Origin of the sequence: Streptomyces sp. NPDC046727 (genome assembly GCF_040645635.1) — a bacterium.
Taxonomy (GTDB): domain Bacteria; phylum Actinomycetota; class Actinomycetes; order Streptomycetales; family Streptomycetaceae; genus Streptomyces.
In genome coordinates this window covers 157,135-173,108 of sequence record NZ_JBEYYR010000005.1, presented here as the reverse complement: position 1 = coordinate 173,108, position 15,974 = coordinate 157,135, and the positions used below count along the sequence as shown (strand labels likewise).

Annotated in this window: 12 protein-coding genes and 2 pseudogenes; 6 read left to right on the top strand and 8 right to left on the bottom strand. The window is 68.9% G+C overall.

Annotated features, from left to right (window positions below; translation table 11 throughout):
- Positions 1 to 9 precede the first annotated feature (9 nt).
- Together ABZ937_RS08180 and ABZ937_RS08175 are read left to right on the top strand one after the other, a co-directional pair.
- On the top strand, positions 10 to 555 hold the full coding sequence (locus ABZ937_RS08180) for an SRPBCC family protein (RefSeq protein ID WP_361687363.1): 546 nt from the start codon (positions 10 to 12) through the stop codon (positions 553 to 555).
- Positions 555 to 1,604 carry an LLM class flavin-dependent oxidoreductase gene (locus tag ABZ937_RS08175; RefSeq protein WP_361687360.1) on the top strand — a complete coding sequence of 350 codons (1,050 nt, stop codon included), beginning with the start codon at positions 555 to 557 and terminating at the stop codon, positions 1,602 to 1,604. Before ABZ937_RS08180 ends, ABZ937_RS08175 begins: the two co-directional genes overlap by 1 nt.
- A gap of 107 nt (positions 1,605 to 1,711) precedes the next feature.
- Here the strand turns inward: ABZ937_RS08175 and ABZ937_RS08170 are convergent.
- Both ABZ937_RS08170 and ABZ937_RS08165 read right to left on the bottom strand, forming a co-directional pair.
- Positions 1,712 to 1,977, bottom strand: a pseudogene (locus ABZ937_RS08170) (transposase); the annotation flags it as partial.
- Positions 1,978 to 2,071: 94 nt separating this feature from the next.
- On the bottom strand, positions 2,072 to 2,914 hold the full coding sequence (locus ABZ937_RS08165; RefSeq protein WP_361687357.1) for a helix-turn-helix transcriptional regulator: 843 nt from the start codon (positions 2,912 to 2,914) through the stop codon (positions 2,072 to 2,074).
- Between the two features lie 260 nt (positions 2,915 to 3,174).
- Between ABZ937_RS08165 and ABZ937_RS08160 the strand changes: the two genes are divergently transcribed.
- Both ABZ937_RS08160 and ABZ937_RS08155 read left to right on the top strand, forming a co-directional pair.
- On the top strand, positions 3,175 to 4,107 hold the full coding sequence (locus ABZ937_RS08160; protein WP_361687354.1) for an oxidoreductase: 933 nt from the start codon (positions 3,175 to 3,177) through the stop codon (positions 4,105 to 4,107).
- Positions 4,108 to 4,164: 57 nt separating this feature from the next.
- Positions 4,165 to 5,145, top strand: a complete 981-nt coding sequence (locus tag ABZ937_RS08155) for an aldo/keto reductase (protein ID WP_361687351.1) — start codon at positions 4,165 to 4,167, stop codon at positions 5,143 to 5,145.
- Between the two features lie 376 nt (positions 5,146 to 5,521).
- On the opposite strand, the gene ABZ937_RS08150 is transcribed toward ABZ937_RS08155, so the two are convergent.
- The 3 genes from ABZ937_RS08150 to ABZ937_RS08140 all read right to left on the bottom strand — a co-directional run bounded on the left by ABZ937_RS08150 (position 5,522) and on the right by ABZ937_RS08140 (position 9,046).
- On the bottom strand, positions 5,522 to 6,730 hold the full coding sequence (locus ABZ937_RS08150; protein ID WP_361687348.1) for an amidohydrolase family protein: 1,209 nt from the start codon (positions 6,728 to 6,730) through the stop codon (positions 5,522 to 5,524).
- A gap of 41 nt (positions 6,731 to 6,771) precedes the next feature.
- The gene (locus tag ABZ937_RS08145; RefSeq protein ID WP_361687345.1) at positions 6,772 to 7,386 is read right to left on the bottom strand and encodes a VTT domain-containing protein; all 615 of its coding nucleotides are present in this window, start codon (positions 7,384 to 7,386) and stop codon (positions 6,772 to 6,774) included.
- A 133-nt stretch (positions 7,387 to 7,519) separates the two neighbouring features.
- Positions 7,520 to 9,046 carry an MDR family MFS transporter gene (locus ABZ937_RS08140; RefSeq protein ID WP_361687342.1) on the bottom strand — a complete coding sequence of 509 codons (1,527 nt, stop codon included), beginning with the start codon at positions 9,044 to 9,046 and terminating at the stop codon, positions 7,520 to 7,522.
- Between the two features lie 125 nt (positions 9,047 to 9,171).
- Between ABZ937_RS08140 and ABZ937_RS08135 the strand changes: the two genes are divergently transcribed.
- Entirely contained in the window at positions 9,172 to 10,086 is a 915-nt protein-coding gene (locus tag ABZ937_RS08135) for a LysR family transcriptional regulator (RefSeq protein WP_361687339.1), read from the top strand.
- Between the two features lie 106 nt (positions 10,087 to 10,192).
- On the opposite strand, the pseudogene ABZ937_RS08130 reads toward ABZ937_RS08135, so the two are convergent.
- Positions 10,193 to 10,934: pseudogene (locus tag ABZ937_RS08130) on the bottom strand (transposase).
- Positions 10,935 to 11,010: 76 nt separating this feature from the next.
- Positions 11,011 to 11,169 (bottom strand): hypothetical protein, encoded by a 159-nt coding sequence (locus ABZ937_RS08125; protein WP_361687336.1) that lies wholly within the window; start codon positions 11,167 to 11,169, stop codon positions 11,011 to 11,013.
- Positions 11,170 to 13,518: 2,349 nt separating this feature from the next.
- Here ABZ937_RS08125 and lpdA point away from each other — a divergent pair.
- Positions 13,519 to 14,916 (top strand): dihydrolipoyl dehydrogenase, encoded by a 1,398-nt coding sequence (gene lpdA, locus ABZ937_RS08120; protein ID WP_361687333.1) that lies wholly within the window; start codon positions 13,519 to 13,521, stop codon positions 14,914 to 14,916.
- Between the two features lie 52 nt (positions 14,917 to 14,968).
- Here the strand turns inward: lpdA and ABZ937_RS08115 are convergent, their stop codons facing one another.
- Complete coding sequence (locus tag ABZ937_RS08115; RefSeq protein ID WP_361687330.1) at positions 14,969 to 15,940, bottom strand: GNAT family protein; 972 nt, start codon at positions 15,938 to 15,940, stop codon at positions 14,969 to 14,971.
- Between the last annotated feature and the right edge of the window lie 34 nt (positions 15,941 to 15,974).

The window sequence follows — 15,974 nt, the reverse complement described above, 5'->3', positions numbered from 1 at the left end:
TACGCAACTATGCAGGTCATCAGCGAGGAGGAGGCACGCGCCGTGGAATGGACGGGACAGGTCTACGCGGACGCCCCTACGGTGTCCGTGAGCACGTACATCGACGCGCCGGTGGAAGATGTGTGGGCGCTGGTCAGCGACATCCACCTGATGCCGCGGCTGAGTTCCGAGCTTCAGGAGGTCGAGTGGCTCGACGGAGCGACCGCCCCGCAGCCCGGCAGCCGCTTCGTCGGGCGCAGCACCCATCCCGAGCTGGGCGACTGGGAGACGATCAGTACCGTCGTGGACTGCGCGGCCCCGCGGTGCTTCAGCTGGGCGGTGGGCGATCCCGGCCGTCCCTCCAGCGTGTGGCGCTTCACGCTGGTCCGGCAGGATTCGGGAACCGTGCTGGAGCAGTGGGCCCAGATGGGGCCGGCTCCGTCCGGGCTGACCTTCGCCATCGACGCCATGCCCGAGAAGGAACAGAAGATCGTGTTCGTCCGGCTCCGCGAGTTCGAGGCCGGGATGAAGGCCAACCTCGCCGCCCTCAAAGATCTCGCGGAACAGGAGAAGTGATGCGCACCGCGACCACCATCGAGGCCTCGGGCGGCGGCGCCTGGCGCGAGACCGTCGACTTCGTCCTCGAAGCCGAGAAACTGGGCCTGGACATCTGCTGGGTGGCCGAGGCATGGGGCAGCGACGCGCCCTCGCCGCTGGGGTATCTGGCCGCACGCACCGACCGGATGCTCTTGGGTTCCGGCGTCATGCAGCTCGCCACCCGCTCCCCCGTGACCATCGCGCAGACCGCGATGACCCTCGCCCAGATGTCCGAGGGCCGCTTCCTGCTCGGGCTCGGTGCGTCCGGCCCCCAGGTCATCGAGGGCCTGCACGGCATCCCGTTCGCCCGTCCTCTGACCCGGATGCGCGAGACGGTCGAGATCATCCGCAGCGCCTTCACCGGGGAGAAGATCGCCTATCAGGGCCGCCGGTTCACCATCCCGCTGCCCGACGGCGAAGGCCGGCCCATGCGCCTCAGCCTCGCGGCGGTGCCCGTTCCGGTGTATCTCGCCACGCTCTCCCCGAAGATGCTGGAACTCACCGGCGAGATCGCCGACGGCTGGCTCGGCACGAGCTTCGTCCCCGAGGGTGCCGGCGCCTACTTCACGCACCTCGACAAGGGGCTCGCCCGCGCGGGCCGCACCCGAGCACAGCTCGACGTCTGCCAGGGGGCGGAGATCAACGTCGTCGGCGACGAGGAAGACCTCGCCGACATCATCAGCAGCCGCAAGAGGGAACTCGCCTTCTCCCTCGGCGGCATGGGCTCCGGCTCCACCAACTTCTACAACAACGCCTACAGCCGCCAGGGTTGGGCCGACATCGCCGCCGAGGTACGTGAACGCTGGCAGGCCGGCGACCGTGACGGCGCGACCGCGCTGGTGACTGACGACATGGTCCTGGCCACCACCCTGATCGGCACCGAGGACATGGTCCGCGAGCGGCTCAAGGTCTGGCAGGAGACGGGCGTGGACACCGTGCGCCTGTATCCGGCCGGAGACACGCTGAAGGCCCGCATCGACAATCTCGGCCACGGCATCGATCTCATCCGCTCGATCGCACCGCGCTGAGTGTTGGACGGTGAAGAGACATCTCATTTCTTGACTGCTAAGCGTTGTCCCGTGTTGTCAGGGGTCGGTTGGTCAGCTCTCCTCGCCCTGTCAGCCGGCGAAGGTGGATTGTGAAGGCGAGTGACACCGAACATGGCGTGGTGAACGCCGTCGCCTTTCAGGCGGCAGTCGCGGAGGGTCTTCCATGTCTTCGTGCGGGCGAAGATGTGTTCGACGCGGGCACGGACCTTGCGATGGGAACTGTTGTGCTCCTCCTTCCAGCCCGGGAGTTCGCCGCGTTCACGACGGTGCAGAATCACCAAGCCAGAGTCCGGTAGCCGCCGTCCGCGATCACCGTGGCCTTACCCACGGCGGCCTTCACTCCCGTTCGATCGTGCGAAGGAGTCCGAACCGCCGCCCTGGGCGCATTCCGGCGCCCGTCGGCGCACGTCCGTGGGGCCTGGGCGGGCTGGGCAGGCCGGGTTGTGTCAGGTGGTGAAGGTCTGGTGGCCGAGGACGCGGAGGAATTCCAGGCGTTCGGCGGCGTCGGTGCCGGGCTGGGGCCGGTAGAGGAAGAGGCGGTTGCCGGTGCTGGGGCTCAGGACGACGTCGCATTGCAGGTCGAGGCGGCCAACGTGCGGGTGGAGAAGGGTCTTGCGGGCGGAGCGGACGGTGGCGACCTCCCCCAGTTCCCAGATGGCGGAGAACTCCTCGCTGCGCTCGAGCAGGTCGTTGACGAGTTGCTCGGCTGCCGGGTGGGGGCCGTGGCGGAAGACGGCCGCGCGCAGGTCGGCGACGATGACGCGGCCGAGTGATGCGTGGTCCTCCTGCGGGTACAGACCGCGGCCACTTGGGTGGGTGAACCAGAGCCAGGCACCGTTGCCCTCCCGGCCCGGACGGTTGGCCAGCGGTCCCAGCAGGGCGACGGCCGCGGCGTTCTGCACGATCACCGTGCCGAGCTCGTCGACAATCTGCGCGGGGGTGTCGGTGAGGGCGTCGACGATGTGCATCAGCCCGGGGTCGGCGTAGCCGTCGGCGGAGTGGTGTTGTGGGGGCTGGTAGCCGGCGACGGCGTAGAGGTGGTCGCGTTCGTCGGTGGACAGGCGCAGGGCGCGGGCGAGGGCGCCGATCAGAGCTTCGGAGGGGTTGACTCCGCGTGCCTGTTCGAGGCGCTCGTAGTAGTCGGTGGAGATGTTCGCCAGCATGGCCACTTCCTCGCGGCGCAGGCCGGGGGTGCGGCGCCGTCCGCCGGGGATGAGGCCGACGTCGGCGGGGCGCAGGGCCTCGCGGCGGGCGCGCAGGAAGCGGCCCAGCTCTCGGAGGTCGGTCATGTTCGGTGCTCCCTGGCGGTACGGCGGGCACTGCGAGCAGATCTGGGCGGGGCCGGCTTGCAGTCGCTGACATGACCAGCTTGGTACGTCCGCCTCCGGTTATCCACGTACTGCCGGACCGACGATAAACACACCGTGGATACCTCTTCGCGCCTGCAGCAGTCTGGAAGACAGCCGCTGGGAGCCTCCCTCCCGGCCCGGCGTTTTCGCACGTAGACGGCGCTTTGCAGCCGTCGAGCACTGCTGAGGAGCTTCATCCCATGACCAAATGGACCAGCGCCCGCATCCCCGACCAGAAGGGCCGGACGGCCGTCGTGACCGGGGCCAACAGCGGTCTGGGTTTCCAGACGGCCCGCGAGCTGGCCCGCCACGGCGCCCACGTGGTGATGACCGCCCGGGACCGTAGCCGCGGCACCGCCGCCATGGAGCGGCTCCTGGCCGAGCAGCCCAGGGCGAACGTCGAGCTGCGCCTGCTGGACCTGTCGGACCTGGACTCGGTGACCGCCTTCGCGCAGAAGATCCTCGACGACGGCCTGCAGGTGGACGTCCTGGTGAACAACGCGGGCGTCATGTGGCCCCCGCACCGGCTCACGCCGCAGGGCTACGAGCTGCAGTTCGCCACCAACCACCTCGGCCACTTCGCGCTCACCGGCCTGCTGCTGGGCCGTCTGGAGAAGTCCGCCGCCCAGGGCCGCGCCGCCCGTGTGGTGACGGTCAGCTCAGTCGAGCACCGCGGCGGCGCCATCTTCTTCGACGACCTGCACGGCGAACGCGGCTACGCCCCGCGCGCCTACTACTCCCAGTCCAAGCTCGCCAACACCCTGTTCGGCCTGGAACTCGACCGGCGGCTGCGCGCAGTCGGATCGACGGTGACCAGCGTCCTGGCCCATCCCGGGTACGCCAGCACCAACCTGCAGTCCAGCGGCCCGACCGGCTTCCTGCGGTTCTTCTTCTCCAAGATCGCCAATCCGCTGATGGCCCAGCCCGTCGAGAAGGGGGCCTGGAACCAGCTCTACGCGGCCACCGCACCCGGGGTGAAGGGCGGCCAGTTCATCGGCCCGGACGGCTTCGGCGAGTACCGGGGTCACCCCGCCGTCGTCCAGCCCGACAAGGCCGCCCAGGACCTGAACGTCGCCCGTCGACTGTGGTCGGTCTCCGAGCAGCTCACCCAGGTCCACTACCTCTCCCACTGACCTCGGCCCGACACCACCGTCACGTCAATCGACGAAGACATCCGGAAGGCACCACAGATGACCACGCACAAGCGCGTCCTGGGCCGCCAGGGCCTGACCACCTCCGCCCTGGGGCTGGGCACGATGGGGATGACGATGTTCTACGGCCCCAGCAACCGCGAGGAGAACATCACCACCATCCGCCACGCGTTCGACCTGGGGGTGACCCTGTTCGACACCGCCGAGGTCTACGGTGGCGGCACCGGATCGAACGAGCGGCTGCTCGGTGAGGCCGTCAAGGGCTTCCGCGACGAGGTGGTGCTGGCCACCAAGTTCGGCTACGACCTCGCCAACCCCGGCGGCCTCAACAGCCGGCCCGACAACATCCGCAAGGTCGCCGACAACAGCCTGCGCTACCTCGGCACCGATTACCTCGACGTTCTCTACCAGCACCGCGTCGACCCGGACGTGCCGATCGAGGAGGTCGCCGGGACGGTGAAGGAGCTGATCGAGGCGGGCAAGGTCCGCTACTTGGGGCTGTCCGAGGCCGGCCCCGAGACCATCCGCCGCGCCCACGCCGTGCAGCCGGTCTCGGTCCTGCAGACCGAGTACTCCGTCTTCGAGCGGCACGTCGAGGACACCGTCCTGCCGGTCGTGCGCGAGCTCGGGATCGGGTTTGTGCCTTATGCCCCGTTGGGGCGGGGGTTCCTCACCGGAGCGATGAAACCGGCCGACCAATACACCGCGGACGACTGGCGCCGCCTCGACCCGCGCTGGCAGGGCGAGAACTTCGACGCCAACGTCCAAGCCGTCGCCGCCCTCACCGAGCTGGCCGCCTCCGAGGGCATCACCACCGCCCAGCTCGCCCTTGCCTGGCTGCTCGCGCAGGGCGACGACATCGTCCCCATCCCCGGCACGCGCAGCCCCGAGCGCCTGGCGGAGAACATCAGCGCCACCAGCGTCACGCTCACCGGCCACGACCTCGCCCGGATCAAGGAGATCCTGCCGAACGGCGCCTTCGGCGACCGCTACGCGGCCCCCTTCATGCCCAAGGGCTGACACCGACCCGACCCGCCTACGGCGCGTCCGGTGGGTCATCCATGGCCCACCGGACAGCCCCTGAGCGCGGCGACGGTGACTGTGCCGTGAAAGACGAACGCTCTCTTCACGGTGCCGTCGCGCAGGGTGACGGCCACGTCCTGCTCGCAGAGGATGCCCGGGGCGGCCTCGCACGTGAGGGGATTGAAGGCGGGCAGTAGCCGAGTCAGCCGTTGCGGACGAAGGAGTCGTCGTCGCCCTCGCCCATGTCCGGCGGAATGGACGACCTCGATCTTCTCGCCGTCGAAGTCCTGGACGACGGGGTAATGGGTCGCGGCCGGGGCGGTTTCGTCATGGTGGTGCTCCTTGGCGAACCGGGATGGAGGAGGGCGAGAGGTCAGTCCGTCGGGTCCGTGGCGAGACGGCCGTCTCGCCAGACGCGGTCGACCTTGCCGATGGCGGTGATGTCATCGAGCGGATTGCCGTCCACGACCACCAGATCGGCGAGCTTTCCTGGCGTGACGGTGCCCACGCGATCGGAGATGCCGAGCAGTTCGGCGTTGACGCCCGTCGCCGCGGTGAGCGCGGTCAGAGCAGGGATGCCCTGGTCGTGCACGAGCATGACCAGCTCGTGGTACAGCTTCCAGCCGTGCAGTCCCGGGGAATGGGCGTCGGAACCGACTCCCAGCCGCACACCCGCGTCGAACGCCTGCTTCACCAGCTTGTTGCCGTAGGTCAGCGTTGTCGGGTCGACGTCCGCGCCGGCACGCTGGTGGGCGGTCATCGTGGGCACGAGGTACGTCCCGTTCGCGGCCATCTGCGAGAAGAGCTTCTCGAAGGTCCCGGAGTCGGAGAGGTCGGGTTCGCGCATCACCAGGTGCTCGATGTCGTCGACCCCGGCCAACACGGCCTTGAGCGCGTCGACGACGTTCTCCGCATGGGCGGCGACGCGCAACGCGTGCTCGTGCGCCGCCTTCACGATGGCCTCGGTGACGGCCCAGTCCATCTTCAGCTCGGGCTGCGGCGGACGCATGAACGCGTTGTCCGAGATGATGATCTTGATCAAGTCTACGCCGGCGTCCGCGAGCTCGGCGACCATGCGCGTCGCATCGGCCGGTGTCCCGGGCAGTCGAGCGCCCTCGGCGAGAGCAATCGGGTCGTTGCCCCAGACCGTTCCGTTGGGGTGCCCGCCCTCGACCTGGAAGCTGGGACCGCTGGTCACGATCCGCGCTCCGGGCAGGGCGCCCTTCTCGATGTCGTCGCGTACGGCGAGGGTGTCGGTGAGGAAGTCGCCCAGGCTGCGCTGCGTGGTGACGCCATGGCGCAGGGCATCGAGGCGGGGCCGGGCGTAGTCGTCGGTGGCCTTGCGCCCGCCGAAGGACGGCCGGACGCCGAACCCGAGTCCGCCGAGGTGCACATGGGCGTCGATCAGACCGGGCATGAGCGTCTTGCCGGTCAGGTCGACCACGTCCGCGCCGGCGGGCACGGTGACCTCGGGGCCGACGGCCGCGATGCGGTTGTCGTCCACGAGCACCGTGGCGTTCTGGATGGCACGGCCCGTGCCGTCGATGAGGAGCGCGCCGGTCAGGGCGAGAGTGTCAGTCATTGCAGGGGTTTCCTTGTGATGAGAGGGATGGGTCAGATGGTTCAGGGGGAGGGCGCGGTGCCGTCCTGGGCGCGGCGCTTCGCCTTCAGCCGCTTGATGAGGGCGTTGCCGACGGGGACGACGATCACGACGGCCATCGCGATCCCCGTGTACTGGGTGATGGCCGGACCGAGGGCGTAGCCACCGCCGATCAGGGCCGCCGCCCACAGGGCCGTGCCGAGCAGTCCCGCGGCGAGGAAGCGGGGGAAGGAGTAGCGGGCCGATCCCATCAGCAACGGCACGATCGGGCGCAACAGGGCCACCCAGCAGACGGCGACCATGGCGAGCGCGCCGCGCCGCCTCATCAGGGCTTCGCCCTTCTCCGCGCCCGCCCGGAGCTTCGAATGCGCCGGCCTGCGCTGGATCCGGCGGTGCACGGGCCGCCCGCTCCGGTAGGACAGGGAGAGGGAGAGTGCCGCGGCCGCGCAGACGACCACGAAGACCAGCGGAGCGGAGAGCTGCCCGTTGGCGGCGAGAATCCCCGCCACCGCGAGGAACAGTTCAGCGGGCAGCACCAGGCCGATGGGAAAGATGAACGTGGCGGCGCCGACGCATGCGAACACGGCGTAAGGCACCCAGCCGTCCAGGCCGTCGACGAACGAGGTGAGAGTGTCCATTTCAGGTCACCGCCCGGGAGTCGGGGGCAGGGGACAGGAGTGGCTGCATGGGGACTGACTCCTTGGCAGGAGGGGAACGAGCCGAGTCGGACGGCGCCTTCGCGCAACGAGGCCGGTGCGGGCGAGGCCGTGCTCACTCACCGGCACCACGCAGCCGTTCCTCGCGCGTGCACCACATCGCCGCGAGCCCGAGGAGGGCGATGGCGGTGGCACACACGTAGATGGTGTCGATGCCGGAAGTGATCGACTCCAGATAGCGGACGCGCAGGCTGTCGGTGAGTCCTGCGAGGTCCGACGTGCTGAGCTGGCCCGTGGCCGCACCGTGCATGCCGTTCGTGATGGCCCTGTTCAGCAGCGCACCGAAGACCGCGACGCCGAGGGATCCCCCGATGGTCCGGAACATGGTCACGGCCGCGGAGGACACGCCCAGGTCCTCGCGCCCCACACTGTTCTGCGCGACCAGCAGGGGCATCTGCATGAGGAGCCCCATGCCGCAGCCGAGCAGCGCCATGTACAGACTGCAGGTCAGCTGACTGGTGTCCGTCCCCATGGTGGACAGGCCGTACGTGGCCACCACCATCAGGCCGCATCCGACGAGCGCGCGCGATCGGTATGTCCCGGTCCTGGTGATCCGACGCCCGGCGATGGTCGACACCACCATCAGCGCGCCCATCATGGGCAGCAGCAGAAAGCCCGAGTTGGAGGCGGACACGCCGAGCACGGTCTGCTGGAAGAGCGGGAGGTAGGTGCTGGCGCCGAACATCATCGCGCCGAGCACCGCGGACAGTACCGCCGAAGTCGTCACGTTGCGCACCCGGAACAGCCGCAGCGGCAGGACGGGATCGCTCGCCCGCGTCTCCCACCACAGGAAGGCGCCGAGCGCCGCGACACCGGCGACGGCGAGGCCGACGATCTGCACGGAGCCCCAGGCGCACTTCTCTCCGCCCCACGTCGTCACCAGGGTGATCGCCGTGATCGCCACGCCGAGCAGCAACGCGCCCTGATAGTCGATGCGCACCCGCTCGGGTCGCTTGCGCGGCAGCTTCAGGCACAGCGCGCACCAGACGAAGGCGACGATGCCGATGGGCACGTTGATGTAGAAGACCCACCGCCAGCCGAGGCTGTCGGTGACGAAACCGCCGAGCAGCGGACCGCCGATGGTGCCGATCGCGACGACGGCGGCCGTCATGCTCTGGTACGTGCCGCGCTCCCTCGGCGGTACGAGATCACCGATGACGGCGAACGCGGTCACGGCCAGGCCGCCCGCTCCAATGCCCTGGACGATCCGGTAGGCGATCAGGACGGCCATGGAGTGCGCCGTGCCGGAGAGTGCCGAGCCCGCCAGGAACACCGCGATCGAGACCAGGAAGATCTGCCGGCGGCCGAGTGTGTCGCCGAGCTTGCCCCACACGGGTGTCGTGACGGCCGTGGCGAGCGTGTAGGCGGTCACCACCCATGACAGGTGGGACATGCCGCCGATCTCGCCGACGATGGTCGGCACAGCGGTGCCGACGACCGTGTTCTCGATCATCGCCAGGAGCAGCGCGAGCATCACGCCGATCATCGCGATCCGGACGGGCGGCTGCCGTGCGGCGTCCGGGGGAGCCGTACCGCCCCGGTGCGCAGAGCGCGCCCTTTCCCGAGCGGATTTCTGGGCCATGGCTTCACAACTTTCGGTTCACGGGCAGGTCAGGCAGGACGTCTGTTTCAGCGTGCCGCCCATGAGGTGATCTGTGAAATCAATGATTCCCATGGAGCCATCACCTGGAGCGATACCATGGGGCAGTGAATCGCCCCGACCTGAATCTGGTTGTCGCTCTCCACGCCCTCCTTGAGGAGCGTCACGTCACCCGTGCCGCTCAGCGCATCGGCGTGGGCCAGCCCGCCGCCAGTGCGATGCTGGCCCGCCTGCGCCGTCACTTCGACGACGAGCTGCTCACCCGTGTGGGAAACCGCTACGAGCTGACGCCGCTCGGCGCGTTCCTGCGCGACCGGGCCGCCGGTGTCCTGGAGATGAACGACCGGCTCTTCGCCATCAAGTCGCGCTTCGACCCGGCCCGCACCGAGAGGGAGTTCGTCATCGGAATCTCCGACTACGCCCTCGGCGTCCTCGGCCCGCGCCTCCTCGAACGATTCGAGGAGGAAGCCCCCGACGCGCGCCTGACGTTCCGGCTGCACGCCAGTCCTGACCACGACTCCGACGGTGACATCGCGCTCCGCTCGGTGGACGGCATGATCCTGCCGTACGGAAACCCCCACAAGCACCTGCCGCACAAGGAACTCCTGCGCGACGAGTGGGTGCTCCTCCTGGACGCGGCGAACGACCTGGCCGGAGGTGCCCCGTCCAGGGAGGTTCTGTCCGAGCTGCGCTGGGTCGTCGCGTACGGCGATCCGGCCCACCCGACGCCCGGCACCGGGCAGTTGGAGGCCGCCGGGGTGACCATGCGGCACCTCACGGTCGTGGACAGCTTTCGCATGGTGCCGCACTTCATCACTGGGAGCAGGCGCGTCGGCGTCGTGCAGCGGAGGCTCGCCGAGAGCCTGCCGGAGAATCTGGGACTGCGCGCGATTCCGGTGCCCTACCCGATGCCCGAACTCGTCCTCGCCTTCTGGTGGCATCCGATCAACACCGTTGATGCGGGCCACAGCTGGCTGCGCGAACTGCTCGGGCAGGTGGCGGCCGAGCTCGGCGCGGGGTGACCCGGTCTCCTGCAGCCCATGGAACGCGCTGCCGTGGAAGACCAACGGCGGGTGGACCGGACTGCTGTGCAGCTCTGTGCCACAGCCCCTTCCCAGCCGGGCCGCGTCACGATCCTGACGTCCGACGTCGAGACATAACCACGCTCGTCACTGATCCACGCGCGTGACCGCCGAGAAGGCTGCCACCTAAGGGCTTTCCAGTCAGGGTGAGGTTGTGGAGGCGGGCGATGCCGAGCATGGCGTGGTGGACGCCGTCGCCTTTTAGTCGGCAGTCGCGGAGGATCTTCCAGGTCTTCATGCGGGCGAAGGTGTGCTCGACTCGGGCGCGGACTTTGCGGTGGGAGGTGTTGTGGTCTTCCTTCCAGGCCGGTAGCTCGGTCTGGCCGGGGTCTCGGCGGTGCGGGATGATCAGGCCGGTGCCGCGGTAGCCGCCGTCCGCGATCACGGTAGTGTTGCCGACCGAGCTCTTGGCTCCGGACAGTTCCCATGCCTTGCAGTCGTTGCGGTTGCCGGGAACGGGCCGGCCGATGGAGACGACAAGGCGTGAGTCGGGAAGCGGCTCCGCGGCCGCAGCGCGAGCAGGGCCCGTGCTGGCTCACGATCCGGCCCGCGGCCGACTGCGAGATCCCGAACAAGGGAGCCAGCTGCCGCAAGGTCAGGTTCGTCCGCCAGTGCGCGGCAACCACCAGCACCCTGTCTTCCAGCGGCGGACTCCACGGACGGCCCCTGCGAACAAGGGGCGGGCCTCCGCGTCGCAGCACGGTGATCAGTTTCCCGAACTGCTTCGGACTCAGCCCGGAGTACAGCGCTGTCCATGACGGCTCCGACGCCGTGATCACAACCCCCATATGAAGATCATCTCAGTCGTGGGCCTGGCATCCCTGTACGGTCCAGATCCATGGGCCCTGGATCTGCCGGCCGAGGTCAGTCGAGCCAGCGGTCCAGGTGTGCCGGCCAGAAGAACCCCTCGTAGCCGTTGAAGGCCGCTGGGTCGATCTCCTTCAGTTCCTCGGCCAGCCGGTTCAGCTCGGTGAAAGCCCGCTCTTCCTCCTCAGAGACGTACTCCTCGGGGCCTTCCAGCACGCTGAGAAGCTCTGAGGCTTCGACACGACTGCCATAACATAACACCGCGGACATACAAGGAAGATGCCCAGCTCACAGCCTTGTGCAACACCCTTTAGTCACCCTGATTCCGCTCTTCGCCGATTGATGCATTCTGCCATCGATCGACCGAACGAGTGGTTAGTCGGGTGAGCCGTTCTTCCGAATGAATGCCGGGGTAGCTAGGACGTCGACCTGTCGTCCTAGATGAGGCGGAAATCATGCATGTACGGAGAGCCCTGACCATCGCGATTGCGACCCCCGTCCTGCTTGTCGCGGTCGGAATGGCTGGCGCATCCGCAGCCACCCTGCAACAGTCCACCAATCCGCAACCAATCGCCCAGTCCGAGCCGACCGGTAGCAAGGTACACAGGGATGCCGGAAAGCCCGCCGGGGACGAAATGGAGCCGGAAGAAGAGGGACTCCTCGACACGATCACGGGCCAGCTCCTGGGTGACGGTAAGTCGGGAGATGCGTCCTAGAAGGTCGTGATGTGATCCAAGCCGGCGCTCGCCTACGAGCCGAGCACGATCAAGGCCGGCTGACCGGCTGACAGCAGACATAACCACTCGACGGTCCGCCGCCCCCTCAGCGGTGGCGGACCGACCGTGCCGGTCGCACCGATCGCAAGTACCTCATGCCGTCGATTGCCGTCGATCGTGCCAGTGGTGACAGCCCGAACACCTTCGTAAAGCAACGCAACTGGCCCACCACTATGGGTCTTCTTCCAGTCACGCGGGAACCGGCTTGCCGGCCAGCGCGTACGCGACGCAGACGGTTTCAGTGAGACTGTCTTCGGCTGTGGCGGCCGAGTTCGGCGGTGCGGTCGGCATCGAACTCGGCGGTGTGGTCTGCGAGTACGGGGGCGCTGCAGGAGCAATGTGGGCGGAACCGGCGACGCTGCCGCAGGCCGACGCCGGGAGGAGGCGCCATCCGTGGTCGTCCGGGTGCCCGGGGCAAGGGGGCGCCGATCCACTTCGAGTGCGTCGTAGACCGGACCATTCCCGTCGGCGACGACGGGTCTGGGGCGCGGACGCATCGACACCGCCGCACTGCAGGCCGTCGGCCGCTCGACGGCGAGTAGCCCTTGGTCGACAACGTCTTCACCACACCGCGCGACGAAGAGCTGCTCACGGCACGGCACCGGCGCCGGATGGAGCACCTGGACGCGAGGCCGAGCGCTGGTCCCTGATCGAAACCAAGGAATGGGCCCCCTTGGGCTCAATGACCGCTCCGGCCGCTTCGGCCGCTCCCGGGCGGTGAGAGCGAGGACGAGGACCGAACGGGCCGGGAACAACGACGTGCGGTTCCGGCGCAGGAGCGACGGCGAACTCGCCTTGCTCTTCGTCACGGCTTCGGCTTCCTGGACGACCAGTACGCCTGGGACGGCATGATCTCGGCACTCACCGGCTCCGCAAGGTCTGGCGACGGCTGTGGGCGACGTTCCTGTACGGCATGGCTACCCACGCCGGGGAGCAGGACTTCTCCTGGGACGCCGAGGTGCTCGGCCGGGCGCCGGCCGTGCACTTCTGCAAGCGGCACATGTCCACCCATTGACGAGAAGGGCGCGGTCCTGCCGTAAGCGGTCCTCGTCACCATCGATCTCGCGGAGGTCTCCGTCGTCTGACCGCGTTGCCGCGCGTACTGATCGGCTGGTCGATCCGGTCACTCGGGGTCACCGACGTGCCGACGCAACGGGCACCACGTGATGCGGTGCCGCTGCGGATGCGAAACCCTGGGAGATGCGCGGCTTCCCCGGGAGGGGGACGGGCTTGCGGAGTGCAGAGAAAGGCTGCGAGGTGTCCGGGCATGGAGATCAAGGGGTCCGTCGGGGTGATGACGGGTGCCAACATGGGCATCGGGCTCGCCTTCACCCGCGCTCTCCTCGCCCAGGGCGCGGCCAAGGTGTACGCGGTCGTCCGCAGCCGCGGGGGTGACGGCGTCCGACGCGACCATCGTGATCGACAACGCCGGCATCCAGGCCGGCCCCGGCCTGCTGGAGGGATCCCTGGAGGCGCGCGCCGCGAGCTGGGGGTGAACAAGCGGTGGCCCAGCTATGCGGAGTCGAAGGCTGCCGAGTGGTCGCTGACCAATGCCCTGCGTGTGGGGGCTGCGCCAGCAGGGGACTCTGGTCGTCTGGGGTTTGTGGACACCGACGCGACTGTCGGCCTCGGAGGTGCCGGCGAAGACCCTCGGCGCGATCAGCTGCGACGAACCCGAGGTGCTGGTCGACGATGTCTCCCGGCGGGTGTGCGTGGCGTTGCCCGGCCCGTGGAACTTCTGGACCCGGCGCCGTGAACCGTGTCGGCGGAGAAGGGAGGAGAGGCGGAGATGGGCACTGACTTCGACGTCGTCGTCCTCGGGGCGGGCCCCGGCGGATACGTGGCCGCCATTCGCTCCGCGCAGCTCGGGCTTCGTACGGCCATTGTGGAGGGCCGCTTCTGGGGCGGCGTCTGTCTGAACATCGGCTGCATCCCGGCCAAGGCGCTGCTGCGCAACGCCGAGGTCGTCCAGCTGATCCTGCACGACGCGGACAAGTTCGGCGTGAAGATCAGCGGGGACGTGAGCCCGGACTACCGCAGCGCCCACGAGCGCAGCCGGACGGTGGCCGACGGCCGTGCGAAGGGCGTCGGCTATCTCATGCGCAAGAACAACATCGCCCAGTTCGAGGGCCAGGGCACCTTCATCGACCCGCACACGATGCAGGTGCGCCTGCGCGACGGCGAGACGACCCTGTCGTTCCGCTCGTGCGTCATCGCCACCGGCGCGACCGTGAAGCTGTTGCCGGGCACGAGGCTGGGCGAGCGTGTCGTGACGTTCGAGGAGCAGATCCTCTCCGACAGGCTTCCGTCGAGCATCGTCATCGCCGGAGCCGGCGCCATCGGCGTCGAGTTCGCCTACCTGCTGCGGGCCTACGGTGTCGAGGTGACGCTGGTCGAGTTCCTCGACCGGATCGCGCCTCTGGAGGACGAGGAGGTGTCGGCCGAGCTGGCGAAGCGGTTCAAGCGGCAGGGCATCGGCGTGCTGACCTCCACCCGCGTCGAGTCCATCGAGGAGGCCGCGGACCGGGTGCGTGTGGTGGTCCAGCAGGGCGACCGGCGACAGGTCCTGGAGGCCGAGAAGGTCCTGCAGGCCACGGGTTTCCAGCCGCGTACGGCCGGCTACGGGCTGGCCGCCGCCGGGGTACGGCTGACCGAACGCGGCGCGATCGATGTGGACGGCCGCTGCCGCACCAGTCAGCCGCACATCTACGCCATCGGCGATGTCACGGCGAAGCTGATGCTCGCCCATGCCGCCGAGGCGATGGGCGTGGTCGCCGCCGAGAGCATCGCCGGCGCGGAGACGATGGAGCTGGACTACCGCATGATCCCGCGCGCGACGTTCTGCCAGCCCCAGATCGCCAGTTTCGGCTGGACCGAGGCCGAGGCGCGCGGCGAAGGCTTCGACGTCCGGGTGGCGAAGTTCCCGTTCACGGCCAACGCCAAGGCACACGGGTTCGGCGACACCGCGGGTTTCGTGAAGCTGGTGAGCGACGGCCGCTACGGCGAACTGCTCGGCGCCCATCTGATCGGCCCGGACGTGACCGAACTGCTCCCCGAGCTGACCCTCGCTCAGAAGTGGGACCTCACGGTGACCGAACTCATCAGGAACGTCCACGCCCATCCCACCCTCAGCGAGGCGATCCAGGACGCCCTGCACGGCCTCGCCGGCCACATGATCAACCTCTGAGCCCGCCCCTCGCGGCAGCCGGTCCGCTCCAGGTGTGTTGTCCGGACAGGCATCAGGGCCTCGCGGGGGCGTCGTCCCAGGCCAGGGAGGACATCCTCCAGCCCGCGGGGGTGCGCAGGAACTGGGTGGTCTTGTGGCCGCGGCCCTCGAACCACTCGCCGTTGTGGAAACCGGACTTGCGGTACTCGCTGAACCGGTGGGCGATCGACCCGAAGACCTCGGTGCGCTCGGCCACCTCCCACTCGGAGAACTCCGTCAGGGTCCCGTCGGTGAGCATCTTCTGGCGTGGTGCGATGAACCCGTCGAGGTCGTAGATCACGGGTTCGTCGCCGACGTTCGCGATGATCCTCCCCTGCGGTACGAAGACGTCACGGATGACACCGAGGTCTGGCCGCCTACCGCCGGTGTTGGTGAAGGCGCCCACGAACACGCCCATCAGCCGGTCGAGTTCGGCGTGGACGGCGGCCTCGGACACGTCACCGGTGGTCGGCCACTCCTCGGCGAGGACCGACCACACCTCGATGTCGCGCCGTTCGCCCCGGTGGACGGAGTGCCGCCGCAGCACACCGTCGCGGCTCATGCCGAGCCGGCGGGCGACCGCGATGCTGCGGGCGTTGCCCGAGGCGGCCCACCATTCGACCCGGCTCATCCCGCGCTGCGCGAAGGCCCAGTCGATCAACACTCGGCAGGCCCGCGTGACCAGCCCCTGCCCCTCCCCCGCCCGCTCCAGCCAGCAGCCGACCTCGCACACCCCGGAGGCGCCGTCGAAGCGGGTGAACATGACGCCGCCGACCAGGGTGCCGTCCAGCCAGATGCCGTGGATCCGGGCGCCGTCCGTGGCCTGCCGGTCGGCGTAGCGCTGGAGGGTGGCCGTGGCGGAGGCGATGTCGGTGCTGAGGGAGGCCCAGGGTATCCACGGGTCGACGGTGGCCCGGGCCCGGTCGATGTGAGCCAGGAACTCCGGTGCCTGCCAGGGCTCCAGGGGACGGAGCTGAGCACGGTCGCCGAGCGGCAGGGTGAACATGGGGCCTCGCTCTCCAGGTGCGTAACAAGCGTTC

Bases quoted from the DNA above. Each gene is read 5' to 3' on its own strand.
- ABZ937_RS08180 (WP_361687363.1), top strand. From the start codon at position 10: ATGCAGGTCATCAGCGAGGAGGAGGCACGCGCCGTGGAATGGACGGGA.
- ABZ937_RS08175 (WP_361687360.1), top strand. From the start codon at position 555: ATGCGCACCGCGACCACCATCGAGGCCTCGGGCGGCGGCGCCTGGCGC.
- ABZ937_RS08165 (WP_361687357.1), bottom strand. From the start codon at position 2,914: ATGACCGACCTCCGAGAGCTGGGCCGCTTCCTGCGCGCCCGCCGCGAG.
- ABZ937_RS08160 (WP_361687354.1), top strand. From the start codon at position 3,175: ATGACCAAATGGACCAGCGCCCGCATCCCCGACCAGAAGGGCCGGACG.
- ABZ937_RS08155 (WP_361687351.1), top strand. From the start codon at position 4,165: ATGACCACGCACAAGCGCGTCCTGGGCCGCCAGGGCCTGACCACCTCC.
- ABZ937_RS08150 (WP_361687348.1), bottom strand. From the start codon at position 6,730: ATGACTGACACTCTCGCCCTGACCGGCGCGCTCCTCATCGACGGCACG.
- ABZ937_RS08145 (WP_361687345.1), bottom strand. From the start codon at position 7,386: ATGGACACTCTCACCTCGTTCGTCGACGGCCTGGACGGCTGGGTGCCT.
- ABZ937_RS08140 (WP_361687342.1), bottom strand. From the start codon at position 9,046: ATGGCCCAGAAATCCGCTCGGGAAAGGGCGCGCTCTGCGCACCGGGGC.
- lpdA (WP_361687333.1), top strand. From the start codon at position 13,519: ATGGGCACTGACTTCGACGTCGTCGTCCTCGGGGCGGGCCCCGGCGGA.
- ABZ937_RS08115 (WP_361687330.1), bottom strand. From the start codon at position 15,940: ATGTTCACCCTGCCGCTCGGCGACCGTGCTCAGCTCCGTCCCCTGGAG.